Below are 20,553 nucleotides of genomic sequence, written 5' to 3'. Positions count from 1 at the left end.
ATGCAACGTGACTTTTATTCACTGACGGTATCCGAAATCCGCAAAGAGATCGGCGGCGCGGCCACCACTGTCATCTTCGACATTCCATCCTCTCTGACGGGCTTGTTCCAATGGACGGCCGGGCAACACCTGACGGTCAGGTTTCTGATCAAAGGAGAGGAGCACAGGCGCAGCTACACTATCTCGAACCTGCCGGGGGCCGCGTTGCGTATCACTGTCAAACGCGTCAAAGGGGGAGTCGTCTCGAACCACATCGGCGACACTCTTAAGGCAGGGGATAGAGTAGAGGTGATGCCCCCCTTCGGAAAGTTCACGCTGTCGCCCGGTGCCCTGAAACGGCGTACCCATTACTTTATTGGGGCCGGCAGTGGAGTTACTCCGCTCTACGCGATGATCAAGGCAGTTTTGGCAGATGAGCCGCATTCTGCAGCGCACATGGTCCTTGGCAACTCGGACGCGAACAGCATTATTTTCCGGGAGGAACTGGAGCAACTGCAAGCGCAATACCCGCAGCGGTTCACCCTCCGCCACGTTCTGTCCCGGCCTTCCATGTTCAGTTGGTTCACCCCTTGGCGTACGGGGCGGTTGGAGGCAAACGCCATTGAGGCCGCTATTGCCGAAGCGCCCCCGGTTGCACAAGACGCCCAGTACTGGATCTGCGGTCCCGGTAGCATGAACACCGATATTCGGAGGGCGTTACAAAATCTGGACGTTCCCGATGGTCGCATTCATATAGAGAGCTTCGGTGGAGATACCGAAAGCGACCTAAGCGTGTCGGGGATCGCCGCAACGGCCCGGATAAAACTAAACGGTGCTTGGCAAGACGTTCCGGTTGCTGCCGGTCAAACCATACTAGAAGCCACCCGATCAGGCGGACTAAACCCGCCATTCAGTTGCCAGTCTGGCGTCTGTGGCGCCTGCATGGCCCGTCTGACCGATGGAACCGTCCATATGCGGAGCCGCATTGCACTTGAAGACAATGACATCGCCAAGGGTTTCATACTGTGCTGCCAAAGTGTTGCCACGCAAAAGAACATCGAACTGGTTTTTGAGGGCCAAGTTTAGACAAACGAAAATAATAGTCCGTCAGGTGCTGAACCTATGTGGTGATTGGAACGGCTTTCAGCATTGAGGAACGTTGGTAGCCTCAGTAACTCCAAGCCTCATACAAAAACACTATGATGTTCTGAAGCTTAGTGGCGGAGAGACAGGGATTCGAACCCTGGGTGGGCTTGCACCCACAACGGTTTTCGAGACCGCCCCGTTCGACCACTCCGGCACCTCTCCGCGGGGGTCTGTGAGGGGGGGATTTAGTGAGGAACGCACGGGGGTGCAAGCAGAAAATTCCGGAAATTCACCAACAAGGGATTTTCCATTGCCAGATGGCATAAAACACCTAGGCTTCTGAGTATGACATATCACCTTCGCCGCTTCGCATTGACCTTTTTTCCGTTGCTATTCACGCTTGCCACGCTATCTGCGCAAACTTTTGCTGCCGAACGCGACCGGGTAGAGGCCTTTCTGACCACCACCGGCTTTGACGTGGCACTGGAAAGCATAGCGCTTGCGTCAGCCTCGGCCCCTCGGATGCTGGGAATCGATCCCGAAGGGTTCGGCTCGGACTGGGCACGCCTGACCGAAGAGGTGTTTGATACCCACGACATGCACGAAACCGCCGTTACCATCCTGGAACAGACGCTGAGTGACGCCGCGCTGAACCATGCGGTCGAATTCTATGCCTCGGAACTGGGACAGCGGCTGGTCGTGGCAGAAAATGAGTCTCACATGGCCGAAGACGACGACGCCAAACTGCAGCAGGGGCAGGAAATCGTGGCCGGTCTGATCAAGGACGGGTCTAGGCGGGTCGAGAGCCTTAAGCGCATGAACGCTGCCATTGATTCCAGCGGCACGGCGTTGAGGGCATTGCAGGAAGTCCAATTGCGCTTTCTGCTGGCTGCCAGCGCATCCGGAGTGATCGACCTGCAACTGGGCGCGGATGAGCTGCGACAAATGATGAAGCAGAACGAAACCAGTATGCGGCAAGCGCTGCAACTATCCGCGCTTGCAGGGGCCGCATACACCTATCAGGATTTCTCGGACGCCGATGTCATCACCTATGTTGAGGCGTTGGAGCAGCCGCTCATGCAGGAGGTCTATGAGCTACTCAACGCGGTTCAATACGAAATCATGGCCATGAAGTTCGAAGCTCTGGCCTCACGAATGGCCGAACTGCACCCGGCACAGGATATTTAATGCGACTGATTTTGGTGTCTGCTGCACTGTTTTTGTGGTCCGTGCCGCTGCAGGCCGAAGAAAAGGTCGAACGCCTGCTGCAAGCCCTGCAACTGGATGAGATCATCGAGATTCTGCGGGATGAAGGTGGCATGATGGGCAAAACCCTTCAGGAAACCTTTCTGAACAACAATGGCGGGCAGGTTTTTCAGAAACAGGTCGACCGGATTTACGACGCTGACAGGATGCGCAATCAGGTTGTGGAGGTCTTCGATCAGACCCTGACCGAAAGAGAACTGGACCGCGCCATCCTGTTTTATGAAAGCGATCTGGGCCAGGCCATCGTGTCGCTTGAAATTACTGCCCGCATCGCACTTGCTGATGAAACCATCGAAGAAATGGCGCAGGACACTTATGCGAACGGTGACCGAGAGTCAGTGTTTTACCGCCTGGTTGATGAGTACATTCGGGTCAACAACCTGATTGAAGAAAACGTTCAGAACTCCATCAGCGCCGATTACAACTTTTTCCGCGGGATGGACTTGGGTGGTGATGTGGATGATGCCGAGCTTTTAGCCCAGCTACTGACGCAAAAGGACAGCATGAGTGAAGAGACCCAGACCTGGCTGTATTCCTTCTTTCTGCTGGCCTATCAACCGCTGAGCGAGGCCCAGATACGCGAGAATATCGCGTTTTCCCGAACCGAGGCGGGCAGGGCGATCAATGATGCCCTGTTCGAAAGCTTTGACCAGATGTTCGACAATATCTATTTTCAACTCGGCCAGGCCGTCGCGCAGGTGCTGCAAGGGTCCGATCTTTAAACCAGTATTTGATGTTGACTTTCCCCTGCAATCTATGGATAAGCGCGCATCCCGGCCGGTTTTCCGCGCCGGGTCTCGTTATTGTTGACCCATAGGGCGTGTCCCAAGGGTCGTCACACAGCCCGAAAAGGGCGCGCTGTTCGAGGTGGCTGAGGCCGGCAACACCCAAACGGGGACCACAGAACGCGGGTTAGAAAAGGAAAGACGCATGTTTGCGGTCCTAAAGACTGGCGGCAAGCAGTACAAGGTTCAGGCGGGCGATGTGCTCCGCGTTGAAAAGCTGGCTGCCGACGCAGGTGAAAAAGTTCAATTCAACGATGTTCTGATGCTGGGCGGTGACGCTCCGGTTGTCGGCGCACCTTTCGTTGAAGGCGCAGGTGTACAGGCCGAAGTGATCGAACAGGTCAAAGGTGACAAGGTCATCAAGTTCGTCAAGCGCCGTCGTAAGCACAGCTCGAAGCGTACCGTTGGCCACCGTCAGAAGCTGACCCTGGTCAAGATCACCGACATCCTTTCGTCGGGCGCTGACAAGTCGGGCATCAAAGCTGCAACCGGTTCGGCACCGGCTGGCGAAGCTGCTCCGGCGGCGAAAAAGCCTGCCAAGAAAGCTGAAGCCAAAGCAGAGGCACCCGCCGCTGCTGCTGCCGCGGACGATCTGACCAAGCTGAACGGTGTCGGCCCTGCCGCCGCCAAAAAGCTGGTTGAGGCCGGTATCGAGAGCTTTGCCGCTCTGGCTGCCTTGTCGGACGAGCAGATTGCTGCTATCGACACCATCAAAGTGAAGCCCGAATGGGTTGAGCAAGCCAAAGAGCTGGCTCAAGGCTAAGGAGAGAGAGAATGGCACATAAAAAAGCTGGCGGTTCCTCCCGTAACGGTCGCGACTCAGCTGGTCGCCGCCTTGGCGTGAAACTGTATGGCGGCCAGGCTGCCATCGCAGGCAACATCATCGTGCGTCAGCGCGGTACCAAGTTCTGGCCGGGCGAAGGCGTGGGCATGGGCAAAGATCACACCATCTTTGCAACTGTTGATGGCGCCGTGAAGTTCCACAAGGGCCTCAAGAACCGCACCTTTATTTCGGTCCTGCCAGTGGCGGAGGCCGCAGAGTAAGCCGAAACCCATAAGGTTTGAAACATTCCTGGGGGACCGGCAGAAAATGCCGGTCCCCTTTCTCGTTTTAACGCAATTTTGAACAATGGCTCCAATGACAAACTCAGCAAGCATAATCCCGTCCCTGATTCAGGGCAGGATCGCCCCTGCGGTTGAAGATCGGATGGGCCGGAAATATCTGATGTGGACGTTAATTGGTTTCACCGTTGCGTCCGCGATTTACGTGTTGTTCGGAGGAGGAACGAACTCATGAAACTTGAGACGATAATTAACCAGCCGGTCATAGAAACCGAGCGGTTCGACCTGCGCCCCCTGCGTCGGTCGGATATGGGTCTCATCGAATATTACGCAGGCGACGAGCGTGTGGCGCGCATGACAACCAGCATCGCGCATCCGTTGCCGCCCGGCTCGACCGAGGCCTTCGTGACCCGGTCCATGTCCGAGGAACGCGACGAGGACGTCTGGGTCATGGATGCCACCAAGGATGGGGGCCCTGAACTGATCGGTCTGATCACGCTGACACGACTGGATCGCAACCAGTCCGAGGTCGGCTATTGGGTCGCACCGGTGTATTGGAACACCGGTATCGCATCGATGGCCGTCGAGGCGCTGGTCAATGCAAACCCGCTGGAGAACGCCACCATGTTTGCCAGCGTTTTTCAAGACAATCCGGCCTCGGCCCGGGTTCTGACCCATTGCGGGTTCCAGTACCTTGGCGATGCCGAAAACTACTCGGTAGCGCGTGATGCAAACGTGCCCACCTGGACATACAGTAAAAAACTCTGACTTGTGGCCGATGGGGCCTTTGCAGTAGGGGACAGTCATGAAATTTCTCGATCTTGCAAAGGTCTACATCCGGTCTGGGGCCGGAGGTGGCGGCTGCGTCAGCTTCCGGCGCGAAAAGTATATCGAATACGGCGGTCCCGACGGTGGCGACGGCGGCAAAGGCGGGTCCGTCTGGGCCGAGGTCGTGGACGGGCTGAACACTCTGATCGATTTCCGCTACCAGCAGCATTTCTTTGCCAAGAACGGCCAACCCGGACGGGGGCAGCAACGTACAGGCAAGGATGGCGACGATATCGTCCTGCGCGTACCCGTTGGCACCGAAATTCTGGATGAAGACGAGGAAACGGTAATCTGCGATCTGACCGAGGTCGGCCAGCGGGTCTTGCTGGCCAAGGGCGGCAATGGCGGCTTCGGTAACCTGCATTTCAAATCGGCCACCAACCAGGCCCCGCGCCGCGCCAACCCGGGGCAGGCGGGGATCGATCGCACTATCTGGCTGCGGCTGAAACTGATCGCGGATGTGGGCCTGTTGGGTATGCCCAACGCGGGCAAGTCGACCTTTCTGGCGGCAACGTCCAACGCGCGCCCGAAGATCGCCGATTATCCGTTTACGACGCTGCACCCCAATCTGGGCGTTGTTGGCGTCGATAATGTGGAATTCGTCGTGGCTGATATCCCCGGTCTGATCGAAGGCGCGCATGAAGGCCGCGGAATCGGCGACCGGTTTTTGGGTCACGTAGAACGCTGCGCCGTTCTGTTGCATCTGGTTGATGGAACTTCTGAGACCGTTGCCGACGATTATCGAACCATCATCCATGAGCTTGAAGCCTATGGTGGTGAACTGGCTGAAAAGCCCCGCATCACGGTGCTGAACAAGGTCGATGCGCTGGACGATGAAGAGCGCGATCTGGCCAAGGCCGAGTTGGAAGAAGCCGTTGGCGGCCCCGTCATGACCATGTCTGGCGTGGCACATCTGGGCGTAACCGAGGTGCTGCGGGCGCTGCGCGCTCAGATCGACGAAAACCGCCTGCGGCAGAAGCCCGCTGAGGAGGCGAAGTCGTGGCAACCCTGACCTCGGCCAAACGTTTGGTGGTCAAGATCGGGTCCGCATTGCTGGTGGATCGGAATACGGGGTTGTTGCGGTCGGAATGGCTGCACTCGCTGGCGCAGGATGTGGCGTGGCTCAAGGGGCAGGGGACGGATGTCATTCTGGTTTCATCCGGGTCAATCGCCCTGGGGCGCGGGGTGTTGAACCTGCCGATGGAGGCATTGGCGCTCGAGAAATCTCAGGCAGCCGCCGCCGTGGGTCAAATTCGGCTCGCGCGAGCCTATGAAGAAGCATTGACCCCGCACACGATCACCACAGCACAGGTGTTGGTGACGCTGGAAGACAGCACCGATCGGCGCCGCTATCTAAACTCACGTGCGACGCTCGAGACATTGCTGAGCCTCGGTGTGGTGCCCATTGTCAACGAAAACGATACAGTTGCGACAGATGAAATCCGTTATGGCGACAATGACCGTTTGGCTGCGCAGATCGCAGTCACCGTTGGAGCGGACCAGCTGATCCTGCTTTCGGACGTGGATGGGTTCTATACCGGCAACCCGAACGAAGACGCCTCAGCCACGCGTTTTGACGTGATCGTCGACATCACGCCTGAGATCGAAGAGATGGCAGGCGATGCCGGATCGGGCCTTTCCAAGGGCGGCATGAAGACAAAGCTGCTGGCCGCCAAAATGGCCACGGCGGCAGGCTGCGACATGGCGATCACCGAAGGATCGCCCTTGAACCCGTTGAAAACCCTTGCGAACGGCGCGAACTGCACCTGGTTTACGGCCACGCTGGACCCACATGCAGCACGCAAGCGCTGGATTTCGGCGATGAAACCGCGGGGAGAGATCGTGGTGGATGCAGGCGCCGCCCGGGCACTCGGTAATGGTAAAAGCCTGTTGCCCGCTGGCATCGTCGAAGTGACCGGAGATTTTGGTCGCGGTGATCCCGTGGCCATCCTTGACCCAAACTCGCGCCGACTGGCGCAAGGCCTCAGCCGCTATACCGCGCAAGAGGCGGATGCGATCAAAGGCCGGAAGTCCTCGGAAATCGAGGCAACTTTGGGCTATCCGGGCCGGGCCGTTTTGATCCACCGGGACGATTTGGCGCTGTAGGCGCGCGATGTTAGAACACCAAAAGACCGATCGAAAGGCACATGAGATGAAGGATTTCGACAGCATTCCCACCTTGATGGCCGATCTTGGAAAACGCGCCAAGGCGGCCTCGGCCGATCTGGCCTGTGCCAGCGCCGAACGTAAACACGCCGCGCTGATTGCCGCAGCGGATGCGGTTTGGGCAAACCGGGCCGACATCATCGAGGCTAACAAGAAAGACCTGGAGTTCGGCAACGAAAAGGGCCTTAGCCCGGCGATGATGGACCGCCTGATGCTGGACGAGGCGCGTATTCAGGGCATGGTTGACGGTTTGCGTACCGTGGCAGATCAGGCGGACCCGGTTGGTGAGGTGCTGACCGAATGGGACATGCCCTCGGGCCTGAACATCCAACGCGTGCGCACACCTTTGGGCGTGATCGGCGTGATTTACGAAAGCCGTCCGAACGTGACAGCGGATGCAGGTGCACTGTGCCTGAAATCCGGCAATGCCGTGATCCTGCGCGGCGGCTCGGAAAGCTTTCATTCCTCTGGCGCGATCCATGCTTGCCTGGTCGAGGGCCTGAAGGCCGCAAACCTGCCCGAGGACGCCATCCAACTGGTGCCGACGCGCGACCGAGCAGCGGTTCAGGAACTCCTGACCCTGACAGACTATGTGGACGTCATCGTACCGCGCGGGGGTAAAGGTCTGGTCGGTCTGGTGCAGCGCGAAGCCCGCGTGCCGGTCTTTGCACATCTTGAAGGCATCGTGCATATCTATATCGACAAGGATGCCGACCCGCAGAAAACGCTGGATGTGGTGCTGAACGCCAAGACCCGCCGGACCGGAATCTGCGGTGCCGCTGAATGCCTGCTGATCCATCAGGACGTGGCCGAAACGCTGGGTCGGGACGTGGTTGCGGCTCTGCTGGCTGCAGGCGTCGAGGTTCACGCCGAGGGGGCGCTGGCCACGGAAAGCACGGTCGCCGCCACGGATGACGACTGGGGCAAGGAATTCCTCGACAGTATCATCGCCGCCAAAACGGTCGCGGATATCGACGCGGCCATCGAGCATATCCGTCAGTATGGCTCGAACCACACCGATTGTATCATGACCGAAGATACGGACGCTGTCGCGCGGTTCTTTGAGCGGCTCGACAGCGCAATCCTAATGCACAACGCCTCGACCCAGTTTGCCGATGGGGGCGAGTTTGGCATGGGTGCCGAGATTGGTATCGCCACCGGGAAGATGCACGCACGCGGCCCCGTGGGTGCCGCGCAGTTGACCAGCTTCAAGTATCTTGTACGTGGGAACGGAACGACCCGGTCCTAGAACCGGATCACAATGCGGGTTGAAGTGGTTTCAGCCGCAACCCGCCGCCCCATCGACGCGGCGGTCTCGGGCAACAGGGCAAACTGCACCTGCGCAGGAGTGACTTTATTGGCAAACCGACCCAGAGGCAGGTTCTTCCACAGATCATTGTCCAGATTCAGTTTGTCGGCCGATCCGATAACCGTCCAGCTATCCCCGGTATTCGCGATCGTGACCTCACCACCGAAAGGCATCGCGCTTTCGCAGCACATCAGTGCCAGAAACGCCAGTTTCACCTGATTGCGTGGCACAGCTTCGGTCAGGTGCCAGTTGACCCGCACTCGGCCCGCGCGTTCGACATCCTTCAGCAGGTCCGACACCTCGGTCCGCCCCAAGGGCTGGTCGCTGGCCGAGCCGAATGCGACGCGGAAAAACCGTATCCGCGCCCCGGCACTGCCGACACTGCCCGAAATCAGCTCCATCTCGGGGCCCTGAGTGCCCCCAACCATCTCAAGCAGCTCCAGACCGTTGGTGATCGCGCCGATGGGGCTGATCAGATCGTGACAGATCCGAGCACCGATCAACTCGGCCAGGTTGACTGTGGTGTCGCTCATGCGTACCTCCTGCTGCATCTGCCGCCGGACCGGAGCCCAGACATGTCAGACCTCAATGCCATTCTTGCACCGGGCATGTATGTCCGCCACCCCGATTTCCCCGACTGGGGCGTTGGACAGGTTCAGTCCAACATCCGGGGCAAGATCACCGTCAACTTTCGCGAGCAGGGGAAAGTGGTGATTGACGGAACACGCATCGCCCTAGTGCCGGTCTTTGATCCGTGAAACTGGTTTAGGAATGGTTAACATCCCGGCAAATCCGCTCTTGTTGCCATCCCCCCGGAAACTGCGGTATCAGCGCAAAAACAAGAACGGAAACACCGATGCCGGATGCAGGCCCTTCCTTTACCGTCAAACTCGCCGAATCCGAGGACGAGCTGCACGCTGCCCAACGGCTGCGTTATGACGTGTTCGTTCGCGAATTGGGTGGTGGCGGAGAGATGGTCGATCACGAGACCGGGTTGGAGCGCGACAAGTTCGATCCGTATTTCGACCACATGCTGGCGATTGATGACCTGACCGGGGAAACTGTTGGCGTTTACAGGCTGTTACCGGGCGAACGTGCAGCAGAACTGGGGCAGTTCTATTCCGAGGACGAATATGATCTGACCGTTCTGAAACAAAGCGGCCGCAAGTTGTTGGAACTGGGTCGATCCTGCCTGCATCCCGATTATCGCGGCGGCACGGCCATGTATCACCTGTGGAACGGGTTGGCGGCTTATGTCTCCGAACGAGAGATCGAGGTTCTGTTCGGTGTTGCCAGCTTTCACGGCACGAACGTTCAGGATCTGGCGCAGCCTTTGTCGATGCTGCATCACAACCATCTGGCGCCGCCGGACCTGCGGGTGAGGGCACAACCAGACGCGTTTCAATCTATGGACCTTGTGGCACCGGACAACCTCGATCGTCGCGCTGCGATGGTGCAGGTTCCGGCGTTGATCAAAGCCTATCTGCGGCTGGGTGGTTTCGTGGGCGAGGGGGCCTTCATCGACCACGCCTTCAACACGACTGACATTTGCCTGATCCTCGACATCGCCCGGATGAACGAGCGGCAGAAACGCATTTATGGCGGAGCGTAGCCCGGTGAACGACGCGCTGTGGAACAGTGAGGATGCGCCGGACCCAATCGATCTGGGTCTGGTGGGTTGGATTTTGGTCATCCTGAGGGGTGTGCCCCTCGCCCTTCTGGTGTTCGGCGGTCTGATCATCCTTTTGACCATTCGTCTGATCGAACTTCCGTTTTTTGGCGTGCGCCGTCCGATTACACCATTCATCAGTCAGTTTGTGTGCCGCAATGCGTTTCGTATCCTGGGGATGGGCTTTCGAACCTCGGGAGAACTGATGTGGCAGCGAGGGGCGGTTGTTGCGAACCATACGTCTTGGCTGGACATTTTTGCATTGAACGCGCGAAAGCGTGTGTACTTTGTGTCCAAGGCCGAAGTTGCGAAATGGCCTGGCATCGGATGGTTGGCCCGCGCAACCGGCACTGTGTTCATCGAGCGGGACCGCAAGAAAGCCAAAGAACAGACGAAAGTGTTCGAGACCCGCCTGAAAGCCGGTCACAAATTACTGTTTTTTCCCGAAGGGACGTCGACGGACGGACTGCGCGTTTTACCTTTTAAAACAACACTCTTTGCTGCGTTCTTCGTGGAGGAACTGCGTGACTTTATGTATGTCCAACCGGTCTCGGTGATCTTTCATGCACCCGACGGTCAGCCGGACAGGTTCTATGGCTGGTGGGGCGACATGGAGTTCGGGCCGCATCTACTCAAAACACTTGGCGCGCGCAGACAGGGTTCCGTGGAACTGATCTATCACACACCGGCCAAGGTCAGCGACTTTGCGAACCGCAAGGCGCTGGCCGCGCATTGCGAACGGGCGATACGGAATTCTCATGCTGCTGTTCGAGCCCGAGTTTGAGGGCGATATCCAGCTCTGAGAAAAACACTGAATCAGGCTACTGGTTCTCAATTTGATCTTCTTCGACTTGCGAGGAGATCGTATTTGTTTCCGGTCGTTTTCGGATCACCAAAACACCCGGGGTGAAACGATTTGGATCACCCCAGAACTCCACTTCGTCCCCTTTGCGGATTGCAACCGCTGCATTATCAAAGGCTGCCACCGTTACCGCCCATAACTCGCAGCTCAGAGAAGGTGGTAGAGGGCCCCACTTACATTTTCTGGGGTCTCCCGGCTCCTTGTCGTAGAACGCGTCAGAACTGAGTAAGGTGCCGATATCGTAAAGCGTTGAGTTTCCACTTGTTCTGACAAAATTTACCCATCCATTCCAGTCGTATAGCATCACGATCCGGCTCGTGCTTTTGTCGCTGGCGACACTGTTTATGCTATAGGCCAATCTACCAGGAGCGTTTTCTGCTGGTTCGTAATCACGAGGCTGTAGAATCCTCGGTCCAACCTGTACGGCATCGGGGCATGCGTCCAGGCGTGACTTATAGTAATCAATCTGTTCGGCGCTACTTTTCGTTTCTTTCCCGGACAAATTAATTGGCGCCAAGTCTCCCAAGTAGTTGAAAGTGAATTTTTGGTTTGGAAAATTAATGCCCACTATCAGAGGCACTTGAAAAGGATATCTATTCTTACGGGGGTCGCCGACGTCATCCAAGCAAAGAATAGTGTCTAAATTGCTGGCGCTGAACAGTCCCCTGAACAGCTTACCGTCTATTTTCCGGTAACCAACGATGCGTGGTTCACCCGCAGTTCTGGCGAAACCCATTGGTACCAGCGCTACGACGGACTTGTCCTCCTGAAAAGCTTCCCAAGCTTGCAGTACGCTGGCTTGAATCGCCCTGTATTGGCCCGTGCTCTTGTCAAATACAAAGCCATCTTTAGTTTTTTCCGGGAATGCAGTGTCGAGTAACCTCTCAAGATCCAATAACTCATAGGAGTAACGGGATCGATCAAACCTCAACGCGGAATACTGAAACTGCCTTTTGGCATTATCCTTCGGAATAAAACGAGCACCTTCTTTTGTCCAAAATGCGCTATCTTCATTCGTCTCTGTCCACTTTCCTGTTTCAGCACTAACAGCGCTCGAAAAAAAGAAAAGCAGTACAAAAACGGCCAATATTAGCTGCATATCTTCCGCCCTTTTTTCGCCGCGACAATTACTGTGATGTCAAATCCGCCTTTGGGAATGGGTGCGCGCGTTACTCCGTCTTGCTCGGCAACACCGGCCTCCAATCGGACAAAACCCGACGGAGATGTCAGAATTTTGCGAACCTCGCATGTAATATCCCTTGCTGATAAAGCGCCATTGCGAATTATTCTGGGACGCTCGCTGCCCAATTTCAAAAACAGCGCCCGATTGTGTTGTTCAACCACCTCGTCAAAGTGATCAAAGGCGTTAACATCGACTTCCAGCGAGTAAATCTGATTTCTGCTGGCATAAAATCGATCTACAGTGTTTGCATCCGGGTTCTCTTGCTCGTTTTCTCCATATTTGAAGTACATCCTTCTGACGTGAACATCATCTACTTGCTGCACGACTGTTTGCGACAGATCGGAAACTTGGCTTTGTAACCAGCTTTCAACTAAGTCTTTATTGGCATGTTCATTCAGTACCTCATTCACTTTTTCTTCTTGTCTGTTTAGCAACGCCATCAAAATTTCTCTTAGAAATTGCTGCCGGAACTCGGGAGAAGAAAAAAGAATAGTCATGTCTTCTGAAGTCGGAGATCGATCCAGGCGCTCGATAATTGGGCCAGAGTGATTCATCCACTTTTGAACCACGTCGTCATCAAAGTTGGACAGCGTCATTAGAACAAATTCTGTGGTCAGCTCATCGTAGGCTTTTTCTTCGTCTTTATCCCGAAGTTCCTCGAATAGCTCGGAAGCCAGCCACGGCCGGACAACCCCTGTCCACGTTAACGCCAGAATGAAAATAGCTGGGGTTGCAACAACAGCAAGAATGATCCCTGCGTCCTTAAGGAAACCGGCAAGGCTGGCCATTCGTGAACGCCAAACTGATCCTGTTTGGTTTTCGTCGTTCGCTTTCTTTCTCGTAATTCGGCGACCCATCTATTGTTCTCCGAAAAAATGTAACGGTATGAAATTCAGGCAATTGATTTACTCGTAATAATAATGCCCCCAAAAGCCTTTGCTCGTCGGGGATGAGTTTCAATGTAGCACATCGGGTAAAATTCTCCAAAATCCTGGAGAATTTGAAACTTCGCTTGCACTGCCTCAAAACCTGCCGTATACGCGCGCCATTCAAACCCGCAGGCGGGGTTTGGGCTTTGTAGGGGAGACATCCCTATCTGGCCCGCCGGTTGGAGCATCCGCTTCTTTCACCCCCGCCGAGGCGTAAACCGGAAAAGGAAAGAAAAGCATGGCTCTTCCCGAGTTCACCATGCGTCAGCTGCTGGAAGCTGGCGTTCACTTTGGTCACCAGACACAGCGTTGGAATCCCCGCATGGGCCCGTTCATCTACGGCTCGCGCAATGGAATCCACATCATGGACCTGACCCAGACCGTTCCGATGCTGGACCAGGCGCTGCAGGCTGTTCGTGATACCGTCGCTAAAGGTGGCCGCGTTCTGTTCGTTGGTACCAAGCGTCAGGCCGCTGGCCCGATCGCTGAAGCTGCTGAAAAGTCGGCTCAGTACTACATGAACCACCGCTGGCTGGGCGGCACCTTGACCAACTGGAAAACCGTTTCCCAGTCGATCAACCGTCTGAACCAGATCGACGAAGCCATGGAATCGGGTGCCGAAGGCCTGACCAAGAAAGAGCGTCTGGGCATGGAACGTGACCAGGGCAAACTGCAGGCATCGCTGGGTGGTATCCGCGAAATGGGCGGCGTTCCGGATCTGCTATTCGTCATCGACGTCAAGAAAGAAGCACTGGCCATCGCCGAAGCCAACAAACTGGGTATCCCGGTTGTGGCTGTTGTCGACACCAACTGCTCGCCCGATGGCGTAGACTACATCATCCCCGGCAACGACGACGCAGCGCGCGCAATTTCGCTTTACTGCGACCTGGCCGCGCGTGCCGCTCTGGACGGTATGACCGCACAGATGGGTGCAGCAGGCGTTGACCTGGGTGCGTTCGAAGAAGCACCGGTCGAAGAAGTCGTTGCGGAAGAGCCCGTCGCAGAAGAAGCCGCGCCGGAAGCCAAAGCCGAAGCGTAAGCTGCCCGTCACGTAAATGACATATGGGGCAGGGTAGACCTGCCCCAATTCCGTTTGAATTGAGGAGAGCCTAAAGATGGCAATCACAGCAGCAATGGTTAAAGAACTGCGCGATCAGACCGGCGCAGGCATGATGGACGCGAAAAAAGCGCTGACCGAAACCGGCGGCAACATGGACGAAGCCGTTGACTGGCTGCGCACCAAAGGCCTTGCCAAAGCGGCCAAGAAATCGGGCCGTACCGCAGCCGAAGGTCTGGTTGCAGTTCACGTCAACGGTGGCAATGGTGTTGCTGTCGAAGTGAACTCGGAAACCGACTTTGTTGCGAAAAACGCCGATTTCCAGGAAATGGTCGGCAAGATCGCCTACGCTGCAGAAGGCGTCGACAATGTCGAAGCGCTGCTGGCTGCCGATCTGGGCGGCAAGAACGTTGCCGACACCCTGACCGACAAGATCGCCACCATCGGCGAGAATATGTCGGTTCGCCGCATGGCCAAACTGTCGGGCGACACGGTTGTGTCCTACGTCCACAATGCGGCCACCAACGGTATGGGCAAAATTGGTGTTCTGGTTGCTCTGACCGGTGGTGACGAAGCGATCGGCAAGCAGGTTGCGATGCACATCGCGGCTGTTAACCCGGCGGCTCTGTCCGAAGCGGACATGGATCCGGCCGTTGTCGAGAAAGAAAAGCAGGTTCAGATGGACATCGCCCGCGAATCCGGCAAACCGGAGCAGGTGATCGAAAAGATGATCGAGGGCCGCATGAAGAAATTCGTGGCTGAATCGACCCTGTTGAACCAGCAGTTCGTTGTGAATCCTGACCTGACCGTGGAAGCAGCGGCCAAAGAAGCAGGCGCAACCATCACCGGCTTCATCCGCCTAGAAGTTGGCGAAGGCATCGTGGTCGAAAAAGAAGACTTTGCAGCCGAAGTTGCCAAGGCCGCTCAGGGCTAAGCAATACCTCCGGACCTCGCAAGAGGTCCGGACATGAAAATGTCGGAACCGGTTGCGCAAGACGTAGCCGGTTTTTTTATGTGTCGAAACAAAAAAAGACGCCGAAGCGTCTTGGCATTTGTAGATTGGATTGAGGGGCCCCGCATGATGGGGATGGTCGAGGCCCCCCAAAATTCCGGCAATTAGACGCGGACAAATTGGCGCCTTATTGTCAGAGCGGCTGGAGAGCTCTGGAATTGCAAAGATCCAACCAAATGTTCCCTGGCTAAAGCCACCACTCACGGAACTATCTCACTTTGCAACCCCGCCTCTGGAATGGAAAGTCATGTTTTCCTTACCTAGGGTAAATTGACGCAATTTAGCGTCAGATTCCGGGGCGCTAGGCCTCCATTACGAACATCTGATTCTGCAAAGACGCCTTCAGAACGGCCTGCGCCGTGGTCTCGACAGAAAGGGCCTCACGTGCGAGGCGCAGGTGCTTTTCAACCGTTGCCGATGTCAGCCCCATCAGCAGCGCAATGTCCTGCGTGGTTTTGCCGTCTCCGACCCATTGCAACGCTTCGCGCTGGCGTTTGGTCAGGGCCCGGTTGGGGGCGTTGTAGGGCAGGGTGAGGATTTTCAGATGCGCAACGTTGTTCATCAGCAGGATGTCGTCACCGTGTTCAGCCCACGTCGCGTCCACTTCGGCCTGACTGGCCGCGTCCCCGGCCGACAGGGAAATCGCCCCTTTAGACCGCATCGAGACCGAGGTGAAGCTGACCGTGTACCCGAAGGTCACGCCCTGCGATCGGTTGAACTCGAGCACGTCTAGTTCTTTTGCAGTCAGCTTTCCGTTCGCCACCATCTCCTGCGCGATACTCCAACTGGCCGCGCCTTCATTGTGCAGCGCCCATTTCAGCATCGGAGCGTGGAAGTACATCCCGTCCCGCAGAAACCCATCCAGGTAAGCTTTTTCGTGATTGGTCAGGATCACGAAATCTTCGGGGTCACCAAGTGAGGTTTCAGTACGGTACTGAGTGTGACCATAGATCAGGCGATCAAATCCGAAACTCGCCATCTGGCGACAATGGGCATCCCAAAGCTCTTCCAGAGTTTTGGTGTAGCTGAGAAAGTGCAGGTATTCACTCAGCTTCATTCAGATGACCCGCTTTTCAGATGTGCGGCCAATGCATCCAGAGCCAGAACATATCCCCGCGCACCAAAGCCACAAATCTGGCCGACAGCCACCTTTGAGATATAGGACACGTGCCGGAATGTCTCGCGCGCGTGGATGTTGGACAGGTGCACCTCGATCACCGGAAGCTCGACCGACGCAATGGCGTCCATCAGTGCAATCGAGGTGTGCGTATAAGCCCCGGCGTTCAGAACGATCCCGTCCTGATCCCCTTTGGCTTCATGGATGGCATCGATCAACGCACCTTCGTGGTTGGACTGAAAGCACGACACTTGAACCCCGATGGAAGACCCATGGCTCAGGCACAAGTCCTCAACCATTTCCAAAGTGGTGCCGCCGTAGACCTCGGGCTGTCTTGTACCCAGGAGGTTCAGGTTCGGACCGTTCAAAATCAGAGCTTTGTGCATTATTTCACTGTTCCCATTGGAAATTCATAGACGCTAACTGGTGTCAATGTCCACCGGCCAGCGCGCGCATAGGGCGAGTTGGGGAAGCTACGTCACTCACCTTCGGCGTGAACCGGCATTGTCACCACGGTCTTACCCAGAGCGGAACGGCTTGTCATATGCGCCAAGGCCTCGGACGCACGGTCCAGCGGGTATCGCGCATGGATCTTTGGTTTTATCTTCGCTTCGCCGTATAACCTGAACAAATCCCTCACGTTTTCCGAATGCCCAACGGGATCGCGCATCACCGAAGCACCCCAAAACACGCCCATAATCTGACACCCCTTGAGGAGCGGAAGGTTCAGCGGGATTTTGGGGATGCCAGCCGGGAAGCCAACCACCAGATAGCGCCCATTCCAGGCCATGCTGCGCAACGCGGGTTCGGCATAGTCTCCACCAACTGCGTCATAGACAACATTCACCCCCAATGGCGCGGACAGGTCCTTGATTTCTGTAGTGAATTTCTTCTGAGAGTCCTTGTCCATGTCATGCGCGTACAGAACTGTTTCGTCCGCCCCTAGGCTCCGGCAGAAATCCGCCTTGTCCCGCGAGGATACGGCCGCAATTACCCGCGCGCCCATAGCCTTGCCCAACTCGACCGCAGCGGACCCGACACCACCCGCGGCGCCAAGCACTAACAGCGTCTCGTCGGGCTGCAGATCGGCCCGATCCTTCAGGGCGTGATAAGAGGTGCCGTAGGTGAAAATAAAACAGGCCGCGTCTTCAAACGGTATGGTGTCGGGGAACTTGATTGCGGTAGCTGACGGGACGTTCAGATGCGTAGCGAACCCACCATGCCCGGTCAGTGCCAGAACGCGGTCACCGACTTCGAAGCCGCTTACACCTTCACCGATGGCCAGTACTTCCCCCGCAATTTCACCGCCCGGAGCAAAGGGGCGCGGCGGCCTGATCTGATATAGGTCCTGTATGATCAGTGTGTCCGGAAAATTGACGCCCGCCGCCCTGATTCCAATCAGTAATTCACCGCGTCCCGGAGTAGGATCGGGTAGGGTGGTCAGTTCCAGTGTTTCCGGTCCACCCGGCGCGACGCTGAGTAAAGCTTGCATATCAGACCCGTTATCCTTGTTATTCGGTTAGTACGAGCTTTGGTGCAGCAATTGGTCTTGTCAAGAAACCACCGGTTTCGACGACGCACCAATTCCCGAAAAGGGTATGCGCCCGCCACAAATAAACAGGAGCAGACAATGACCCCCGAAACGCTTTTCTCATTGCATGGCAAGACTGCGCTTGTCACCGGTGGGGCGACCGGGATCGGTCGCATGGCTGCCGAAGCGCTGGTGTTGGCCGGGGCGCGAGTTCTGATCGCGTCGCGCAAGACCGAGGCCTGCGAAGCCGTCGCGGCGGAACTGAATGCGTTGGACGCCTCGGGTCAGGCCGTTGGATTCGGGGGCGATGTCGCGACCAAAGAAGGTGTCGAAGCACTTGCATCCGAGGTCAGGGATCGCACGGATCGGCTTGATATCCTGATGAACAATGCAGGCGTCAGTTGGGGTGCGCCGATGGGTCAATTCCCTCACGAAGCGTGGGACAAAGTCATGTCGGTCAATGTCGCGGGCCTGTTTGACCTGACCCAAAAACTGTTGCCAGTGTTGATGAATTCTGGCTCGGCTGACGATCCGGCTCGGGTTATCAATGTCGGCTCGGTCATGGGGGAGGTTCCCATGGGTGACGGCGCCTACAGCTATTCGGCGTCGAAAGCGGCTGTTCTGCACCTGACGAAGATCATGGCCAAGGAGTTTTCACCTTACCACATCACGGTCAACGCGCTGGCGCCTGGGCCTTTTGTCTCGCGCATGACTGCCTTTGCCACAGGCGACAAAGAAACACGGGAAAAAGTTGGTAAATCCGTTCCCTTGGGCCGGGTTGGTCGCGAAGACGATATCGCCGGCTGCATGTTGTTTCTGTGCGGTCGCGGCGGCAGTTATGTGACCGGCGCGGTTATTCCGGTGTCGGGCGGCATCAATGTGGTGACGGCCGGGAACATCTTTGCCGAAGCTTTATAAGCAGAGACACGGAGGCGCAGGATGAGCAGCACGCAATTGGACATCGCAGCCGTTGACACCTATCTCAGCACCCATCTTACGGGGTATCGAGGCCCGCTGGAGGCAACCAAGTTCTCGGTCGGCCAGTCCAACCCGACCTTTCTGCTGCAAACCCCTGAAAAAGCGTATGTTTTGCGTCGAAAACCCCAGGGAGTGCTGCTGAAGTCCGCACATGCGGTGGACCGCGAATATCGAGTACAGACAGCTTTGGCCGACAGTGCTGTACCGGTCCCGCGGATGCATCTGTTGTGTCAGGACGACAGCGTGATCGGCTCGGACTTTTATGTCATGGAGCACCTTGACGGACGCATCTTTCTGGAACCCACCATGAAAGGCGAAAGCAACGAGATACGCACCGCCGTTCTGGATGAAATGAACCGGGTTCTGGCCGCGCTGCATATGGTCGATATCGAGGCTGCCGGGCTTTCGGATTATGGCCCGCCCGGGAACTATTTTGAACGTCAGATTGCACGATGGACCAAACAGTACCGCGCCTCTGAAACTTCGGAAATCCCCGAGATGAACGCGCTGATTGGCGCGCTAGAGCATGCAGTGCCAGAGGATGACGGGCAAAGGACGCTCGTGCATGGCGACTATCGCATCGACAATCTGATGTTCGAGAAACACGGAACCCGGTGCATCGGTGTACTGGATTGGGAGCTTTCGACCATCGGACACCCTTATGCGGATCTGGCTGCCGTGATCATGCAATGGAGAATGCCGCCCGGTACTGAAGGTCGCGGTCTGGCGGGCATAGATCGGGACAGCGTGGGTCTGCCGACAGATCAGGCTTTCATCGATCAGTATTGCCAGCGTCGCGGCCTTTCCGGCATCGACAATTTCGGATTTTATCTGGCCTTCAACTTCTTCCGCATGGCGGGAATTCTGCAGGGTGTCTTCAAACGTGCGCAGGATGGCAACGCCTCGGACCCGAAGCGCGCCTTGGTTCTTGGTTCCTATGTCCCGATATTCGCGCAACATGGTCTGGCCGCGCTAAAAGCCTAGGATTCCTTTGAAAGCTCCAGTTCCAGATTTCCCAGACTGTTCTTGCCAAAGAACATCTCGGCACCCACGAACATGCTGGGAACACCGAACACGCCACGTTTTACGGCGGCCTTGGTCTGATCCTTGAGCTGCTGCTTGACTTCGACGCTGGTCATCGCTTCGCGGAGCTTACGTACCGGCAACTTATTCTCCTGCATGATTTCGGTAAGAACACCAACCTCATCGACCTTTTGGCCATGCACCCAGATGGCATCAAATATTGCATCTATGTACTTGGTTTCCCAGGATTTACCAGACGCATACACGGCCCCGCGCATGGCGAATCTGGTATTGACCGGAAAGTGCGGGCTCATGTGAAAACTCAGGCCACGGGTCCGCGCAAACCTGTGCAGGTCATGGGTCAGGTATGCCGTTTTCTGGCGGTTTTCCGAGAACGCCTGAAAGGGACTCTGGTTGTTAGTAGCCTTGAAAACCGTAGCCAGCAGAACTGGAATAAGCGTGACCTTGGCGCGATGCTTGGCAGCAAGTGCGGGCAGGACCTTATAGGCGAGAAAGGCATTCGGACTACAGAAATCATACAATAATTCAATACGTTGCGTCATATTTATCCTCCGGGAAGGTTGGGTGGCGAAATGTCTCCAACTCGTAACCAGCGAATCCGCTACCCACTCAGTGTATCAGCCGATGGGCCGGGCGTACCGCTACGGTCGAATTTCCTGTCAATTCAGCGCTTAACATCGCAAGATCTGG

23 protein-coding genes and 1 tRNA gene are annotated in these 20,553 nt (G+C 56.4%); 16 read left to right on the top strand and 8 right to left on the bottom strand.

Going from position 1 to position 20,553, the window contains the following annotated elements:
- On the top strand, positions 1 to 1,065 hold the full coding sequence (locus ACR0IM_RS02655) for a 2Fe-2S iron-sulfur cluster-binding protein (RefSeq protein ID WP_480590975.1): 1,065 nt from the start codon (positions 1 to 3) through the stop codon (positions 1,063 to 1,065).
- 132 nt (positions 1,066 to 1,197) lie between these two features.
- Here the strand turns inward: ACR0IM_RS02655 and ACR0IM_RS02650 are convergent.
- Positions 1,198 to 1,287: transfer RNA gene (locus tag ACR0IM_RS02650), tRNA-Ser, on the bottom strand.
- A gap of 123 nt (positions 1,288 to 1,410) precedes the next feature.
- Here ACR0IM_RS02650 and ACR0IM_RS02645 point away from each other — a divergent pair.
- The 8 genes from ACR0IM_RS02645 to ACR0IM_RS02610 all read left to right on the top strand — a co-directional run bounded on the left by ACR0IM_RS02645 (position 1,411) and on the right by ACR0IM_RS02610 (position 8,421).
- Positions 1,411 to 2,253 (top strand): DUF2059 domain-containing protein, encoded by an 843-nt coding sequence (locus tag ACR0IM_RS02645; RefSeq protein WP_480680735.1) that lies wholly within the window; start codon positions 1,411 to 1,413, stop codon positions 2,251 to 2,253.
- Positions 2,253 to 3,053 (top strand): DUF2059 domain-containing protein, encoded by an 801-nt coding sequence (locus tag ACR0IM_RS02640; protein ID WP_480680734.1) that lies wholly within the window; start codon positions 2,253 to 2,255, stop codon positions 3,051 to 3,053. Before ACR0IM_RS02645 ends, ACR0IM_RS02640 begins: the two co-directional genes overlap by 1 nt.
- 208 nt (positions 3,054 to 3,261) lie before the next feature.
- Positions 3,262 to 3,879, top strand: coding sequence for a 50S ribosomal protein L21 (locus ACR0IM_RS02635; protein WP_480640397.1), 618 nt, complete (start codon positions 3,262 to 3,264; stop codon positions 3,877 to 3,879).
- An 11-nt stretch (positions 3,880 to 3,890) separates the two neighbouring features.
- Complete coding sequence (rpmA, locus tag ACR0IM_RS02630; RefSeq protein ID WP_010440093.1) at positions 3,891 to 4,160, top strand: 50S ribosomal protein L27; 270 nt, start codon at positions 3,891 to 3,893, stop codon at positions 4,158 to 4,160.
- A 249-nt stretch (positions 4,161 to 4,409) separates the two neighbouring features.
- Positions 4,410 to 4,946 (top strand): GNAT family N-acetyltransferase, encoded by a 537-nt coding sequence (locus tag ACR0IM_RS02625; RefSeq protein ID WP_480591001.1) that lies wholly within the window; start codon positions 4,410 to 4,412, stop codon positions 4,944 to 4,946.
- Positions 4,947 to 4,983: 37 nt separating this feature from the next.
- Complete coding sequence (gene obgE, locus ACR0IM_RS02620) at positions 4,984 to 6,018, top strand: GTPase ObgE (protein WP_170427712.1); 1,035 nt, start codon at positions 4,984 to 4,986, stop codon at positions 6,016 to 6,018.
- Positions 6,006 to 7,112, top strand: a complete 1,107-nt coding sequence (proB, locus tag ACR0IM_RS02615) for a glutamate 5-kinase (RefSeq protein ID WP_480640396.1) — start codon at positions 6,006 to 6,008, stop codon at positions 7,110 to 7,112. Before obgE ends, proB begins: the two co-directional genes overlap by 13 nt.
- A gap of 46 nt (positions 7,113 to 7,158) precedes the next feature.
- Entirely contained in the window at positions 7,159 to 8,421 is a 1,263-nt protein-coding gene (locus tag ACR0IM_RS02610) for a glutamate-5-semialdehyde dehydrogenase (protein WP_480680732.1), read from the top strand.
- Here the strand turns inward: ACR0IM_RS02610 and ACR0IM_RS02605 are convergent.
- Positions 8,418 to 9,014: a histidine phosphotransferase family protein gene (locus tag ACR0IM_RS02605; protein ID WP_480680731.1), complete on the bottom strand. Its 597-nt coding sequence runs from the start codon at positions 9,012 to 9,014 to the stop codon at positions 8,418 to 8,420. The two genes, ACR0IM_RS02610 and ACR0IM_RS02605, sit on opposite strands and share 4 nt — an antisense overlap.
- Positions 9,015 to 9,056: 42 nt before the next feature.
- Between ACR0IM_RS02605 and ACR0IM_RS02600 the strand changes: the two genes are divergently transcribed.
- The 3 genes from ACR0IM_RS02600 to olsA all read left to right on the top strand — a co-directional run bounded on the left by ACR0IM_RS02600 (position 9,057) and on the right by olsA (position 10,934).
- Positions 9,057 to 9,239, top strand: coding sequence for a DUF3553 domain-containing protein (locus ACR0IM_RS02600; RefSeq protein ID WP_480591014.1), 183 nt, complete (start codon positions 9,057 to 9,059; stop codon positions 9,237 to 9,239).
- Between the two features lie 98 nt (positions 9,240 to 9,337).
- On the top strand, positions 9,338 to 10,093 hold the full coding sequence (olsB, locus tag ACR0IM_RS02595; RefSeq protein WP_480591017.1) for an L-ornithine N(alpha)-acyltransferase: 756 nt from the start codon (positions 9,338 to 9,340) through the stop codon (positions 10,091 to 10,093).
- Positions 10,080 to 10,934, top strand: a complete 855-nt coding sequence (gene olsA, locus ACR0IM_RS02590) for a lyso-ornithine lipid O-acyltransferase (RefSeq protein WP_480591020.1) — start codon at positions 10,080 to 10,082, stop codon at positions 10,932 to 10,934. Before olsB ends, olsA begins: the two co-directional genes overlap by 14 nt.
- A gap of 37 nt (positions 10,935 to 10,971) precedes the next feature.
- Here olsA and ACR0IM_RS02585 read toward each other — a convergent pair whose 3' ends face one another.
- Entirely contained in the window at positions 10,972 to 12,111 is a 1,140-nt protein-coding gene (locus ACR0IM_RS02585; protein ID WP_480680730.1) for a hypothetical protein, read from the bottom strand.
- Positions 12,102 to 13,052, bottom strand: coding sequence for a hypothetical protein (locus tag ACR0IM_RS02580; protein WP_480680729.1), 951 nt, complete (start codon positions 13,050 to 13,052; stop codon positions 12,102 to 12,104). The genes ACR0IM_RS02585 and ACR0IM_RS02580 overlap by 10 nt, the downstream gene beginning before the upstream one ends.
- Before the next feature lie 310 nt (positions 13,053 to 13,362).
- On the opposite strand from ACR0IM_RS02580, the gene rpsB reads away from it, so the two are divergent.
- Positions 13,363 to 14,163 carry a 30S ribosomal protein S2 gene (rpsB, locus tag ACR0IM_RS02575; protein WP_480591026.1) on the top strand — a complete coding sequence of 267 codons (801 nt, stop codon included), beginning with the start codon at positions 13,363 to 13,365 and terminating at the stop codon, positions 14,161 to 14,163.
- Between the two features lie 76 nt (positions 14,164 to 14,239).
- Positions 14,240 to 15,115, top strand: coding sequence for a translation elongation factor Ts (gene tsf, locus ACR0IM_RS02570; RefSeq protein WP_480591028.1), 876 nt, complete (start codon positions 14,240 to 14,242; stop codon positions 15,113 to 15,115).
- Positions 15,116 to 15,494: 379 nt separating this feature from the next.
- Here tsf and ACR0IM_RS02565 read toward each other — a convergent pair whose 3' ends face one another.
- From ACR0IM_RS02565 to ACR0IM_RS02555, 3 genes are all read right to left on the bottom strand, one after another.
- Positions 15,495 to 16,250, bottom strand: a complete 756-nt coding sequence (locus tag ACR0IM_RS02565) for a helix-turn-helix transcriptional regulator (protein WP_480591030.1) — start codon at positions 16,248 to 16,250, stop codon at positions 15,495 to 15,497.
- The gene (gene aroQ / locus ACR0IM_RS02560) at positions 16,247 to 16,696 is read right to left on the bottom strand and encodes a type II 3-dehydroquinate dehydratase (RefSeq protein ID WP_480680728.1); all 450 of its coding nucleotides are present in this window, start codon (positions 16,694 to 16,696) and stop codon (positions 16,247 to 16,249) included. The genes ACR0IM_RS02565 and aroQ overlap by 4 nt, the downstream gene beginning before the upstream one ends.
- A gap of 92 nt (positions 16,697 to 16,788) precedes the next feature.
- On the bottom strand, positions 16,789 to 17,802 hold the full coding sequence (locus ACR0IM_RS02555; RefSeq protein WP_480640391.1) for an NADPH:quinone oxidoreductase family protein: 1,014 nt from the start codon (positions 17,800 to 17,802) through the stop codon (positions 16,789 to 16,791).
- Positions 17,803 to 17,940: 138 nt separating this feature from the next.
- On the opposite strand from ACR0IM_RS02555, the gene ACR0IM_RS02550 reads away from it, so the two are divergent.
- A complete protein-coding gene (locus ACR0IM_RS02550) occupies positions 17,941 to 18,759 on the top strand; it encodes an SDR family oxidoreductase (protein WP_480591037.1) in 819 nt (272 codons plus the stop codon).
- Positions 18,760 to 18,780: 21 nt separating this feature from the next.
- Positions 18,781 to 19,803: a phosphotransferase family protein gene (locus ACR0IM_RS02545; protein ID WP_480680727.1), complete on the top strand. Its 1,023-nt coding sequence runs from the start codon at positions 18,781 to 18,783 to the stop codon at positions 19,801 to 19,803.
- Here ACR0IM_RS02545 and ACR0IM_RS02540 read toward each other — a convergent pair.
- The gene (locus ACR0IM_RS02540) at positions 19,800 to 20,405 is read right to left on the bottom strand and encodes a DsbA family protein (RefSeq protein WP_480680726.1); all 606 of its coding nucleotides are present in this window, start codon (positions 20,403 to 20,405) and stop codon (positions 19,800 to 19,802) included. The genes ACR0IM_RS02545 and ACR0IM_RS02540 overlap by 4 nt on opposite strands.
- Between the last annotated feature and the right edge of the window lie 148 nt (positions 20,406 to 20,553).

The sequence above is a fragment of the Ruegeria sp. BF6 genome, from assembly GCF_056538665.1.
The sequence above is the reverse complement of the archived record's forward strand: the minus strand, read 5'-3'. Positions and strand labels throughout refer to the sequence as shown.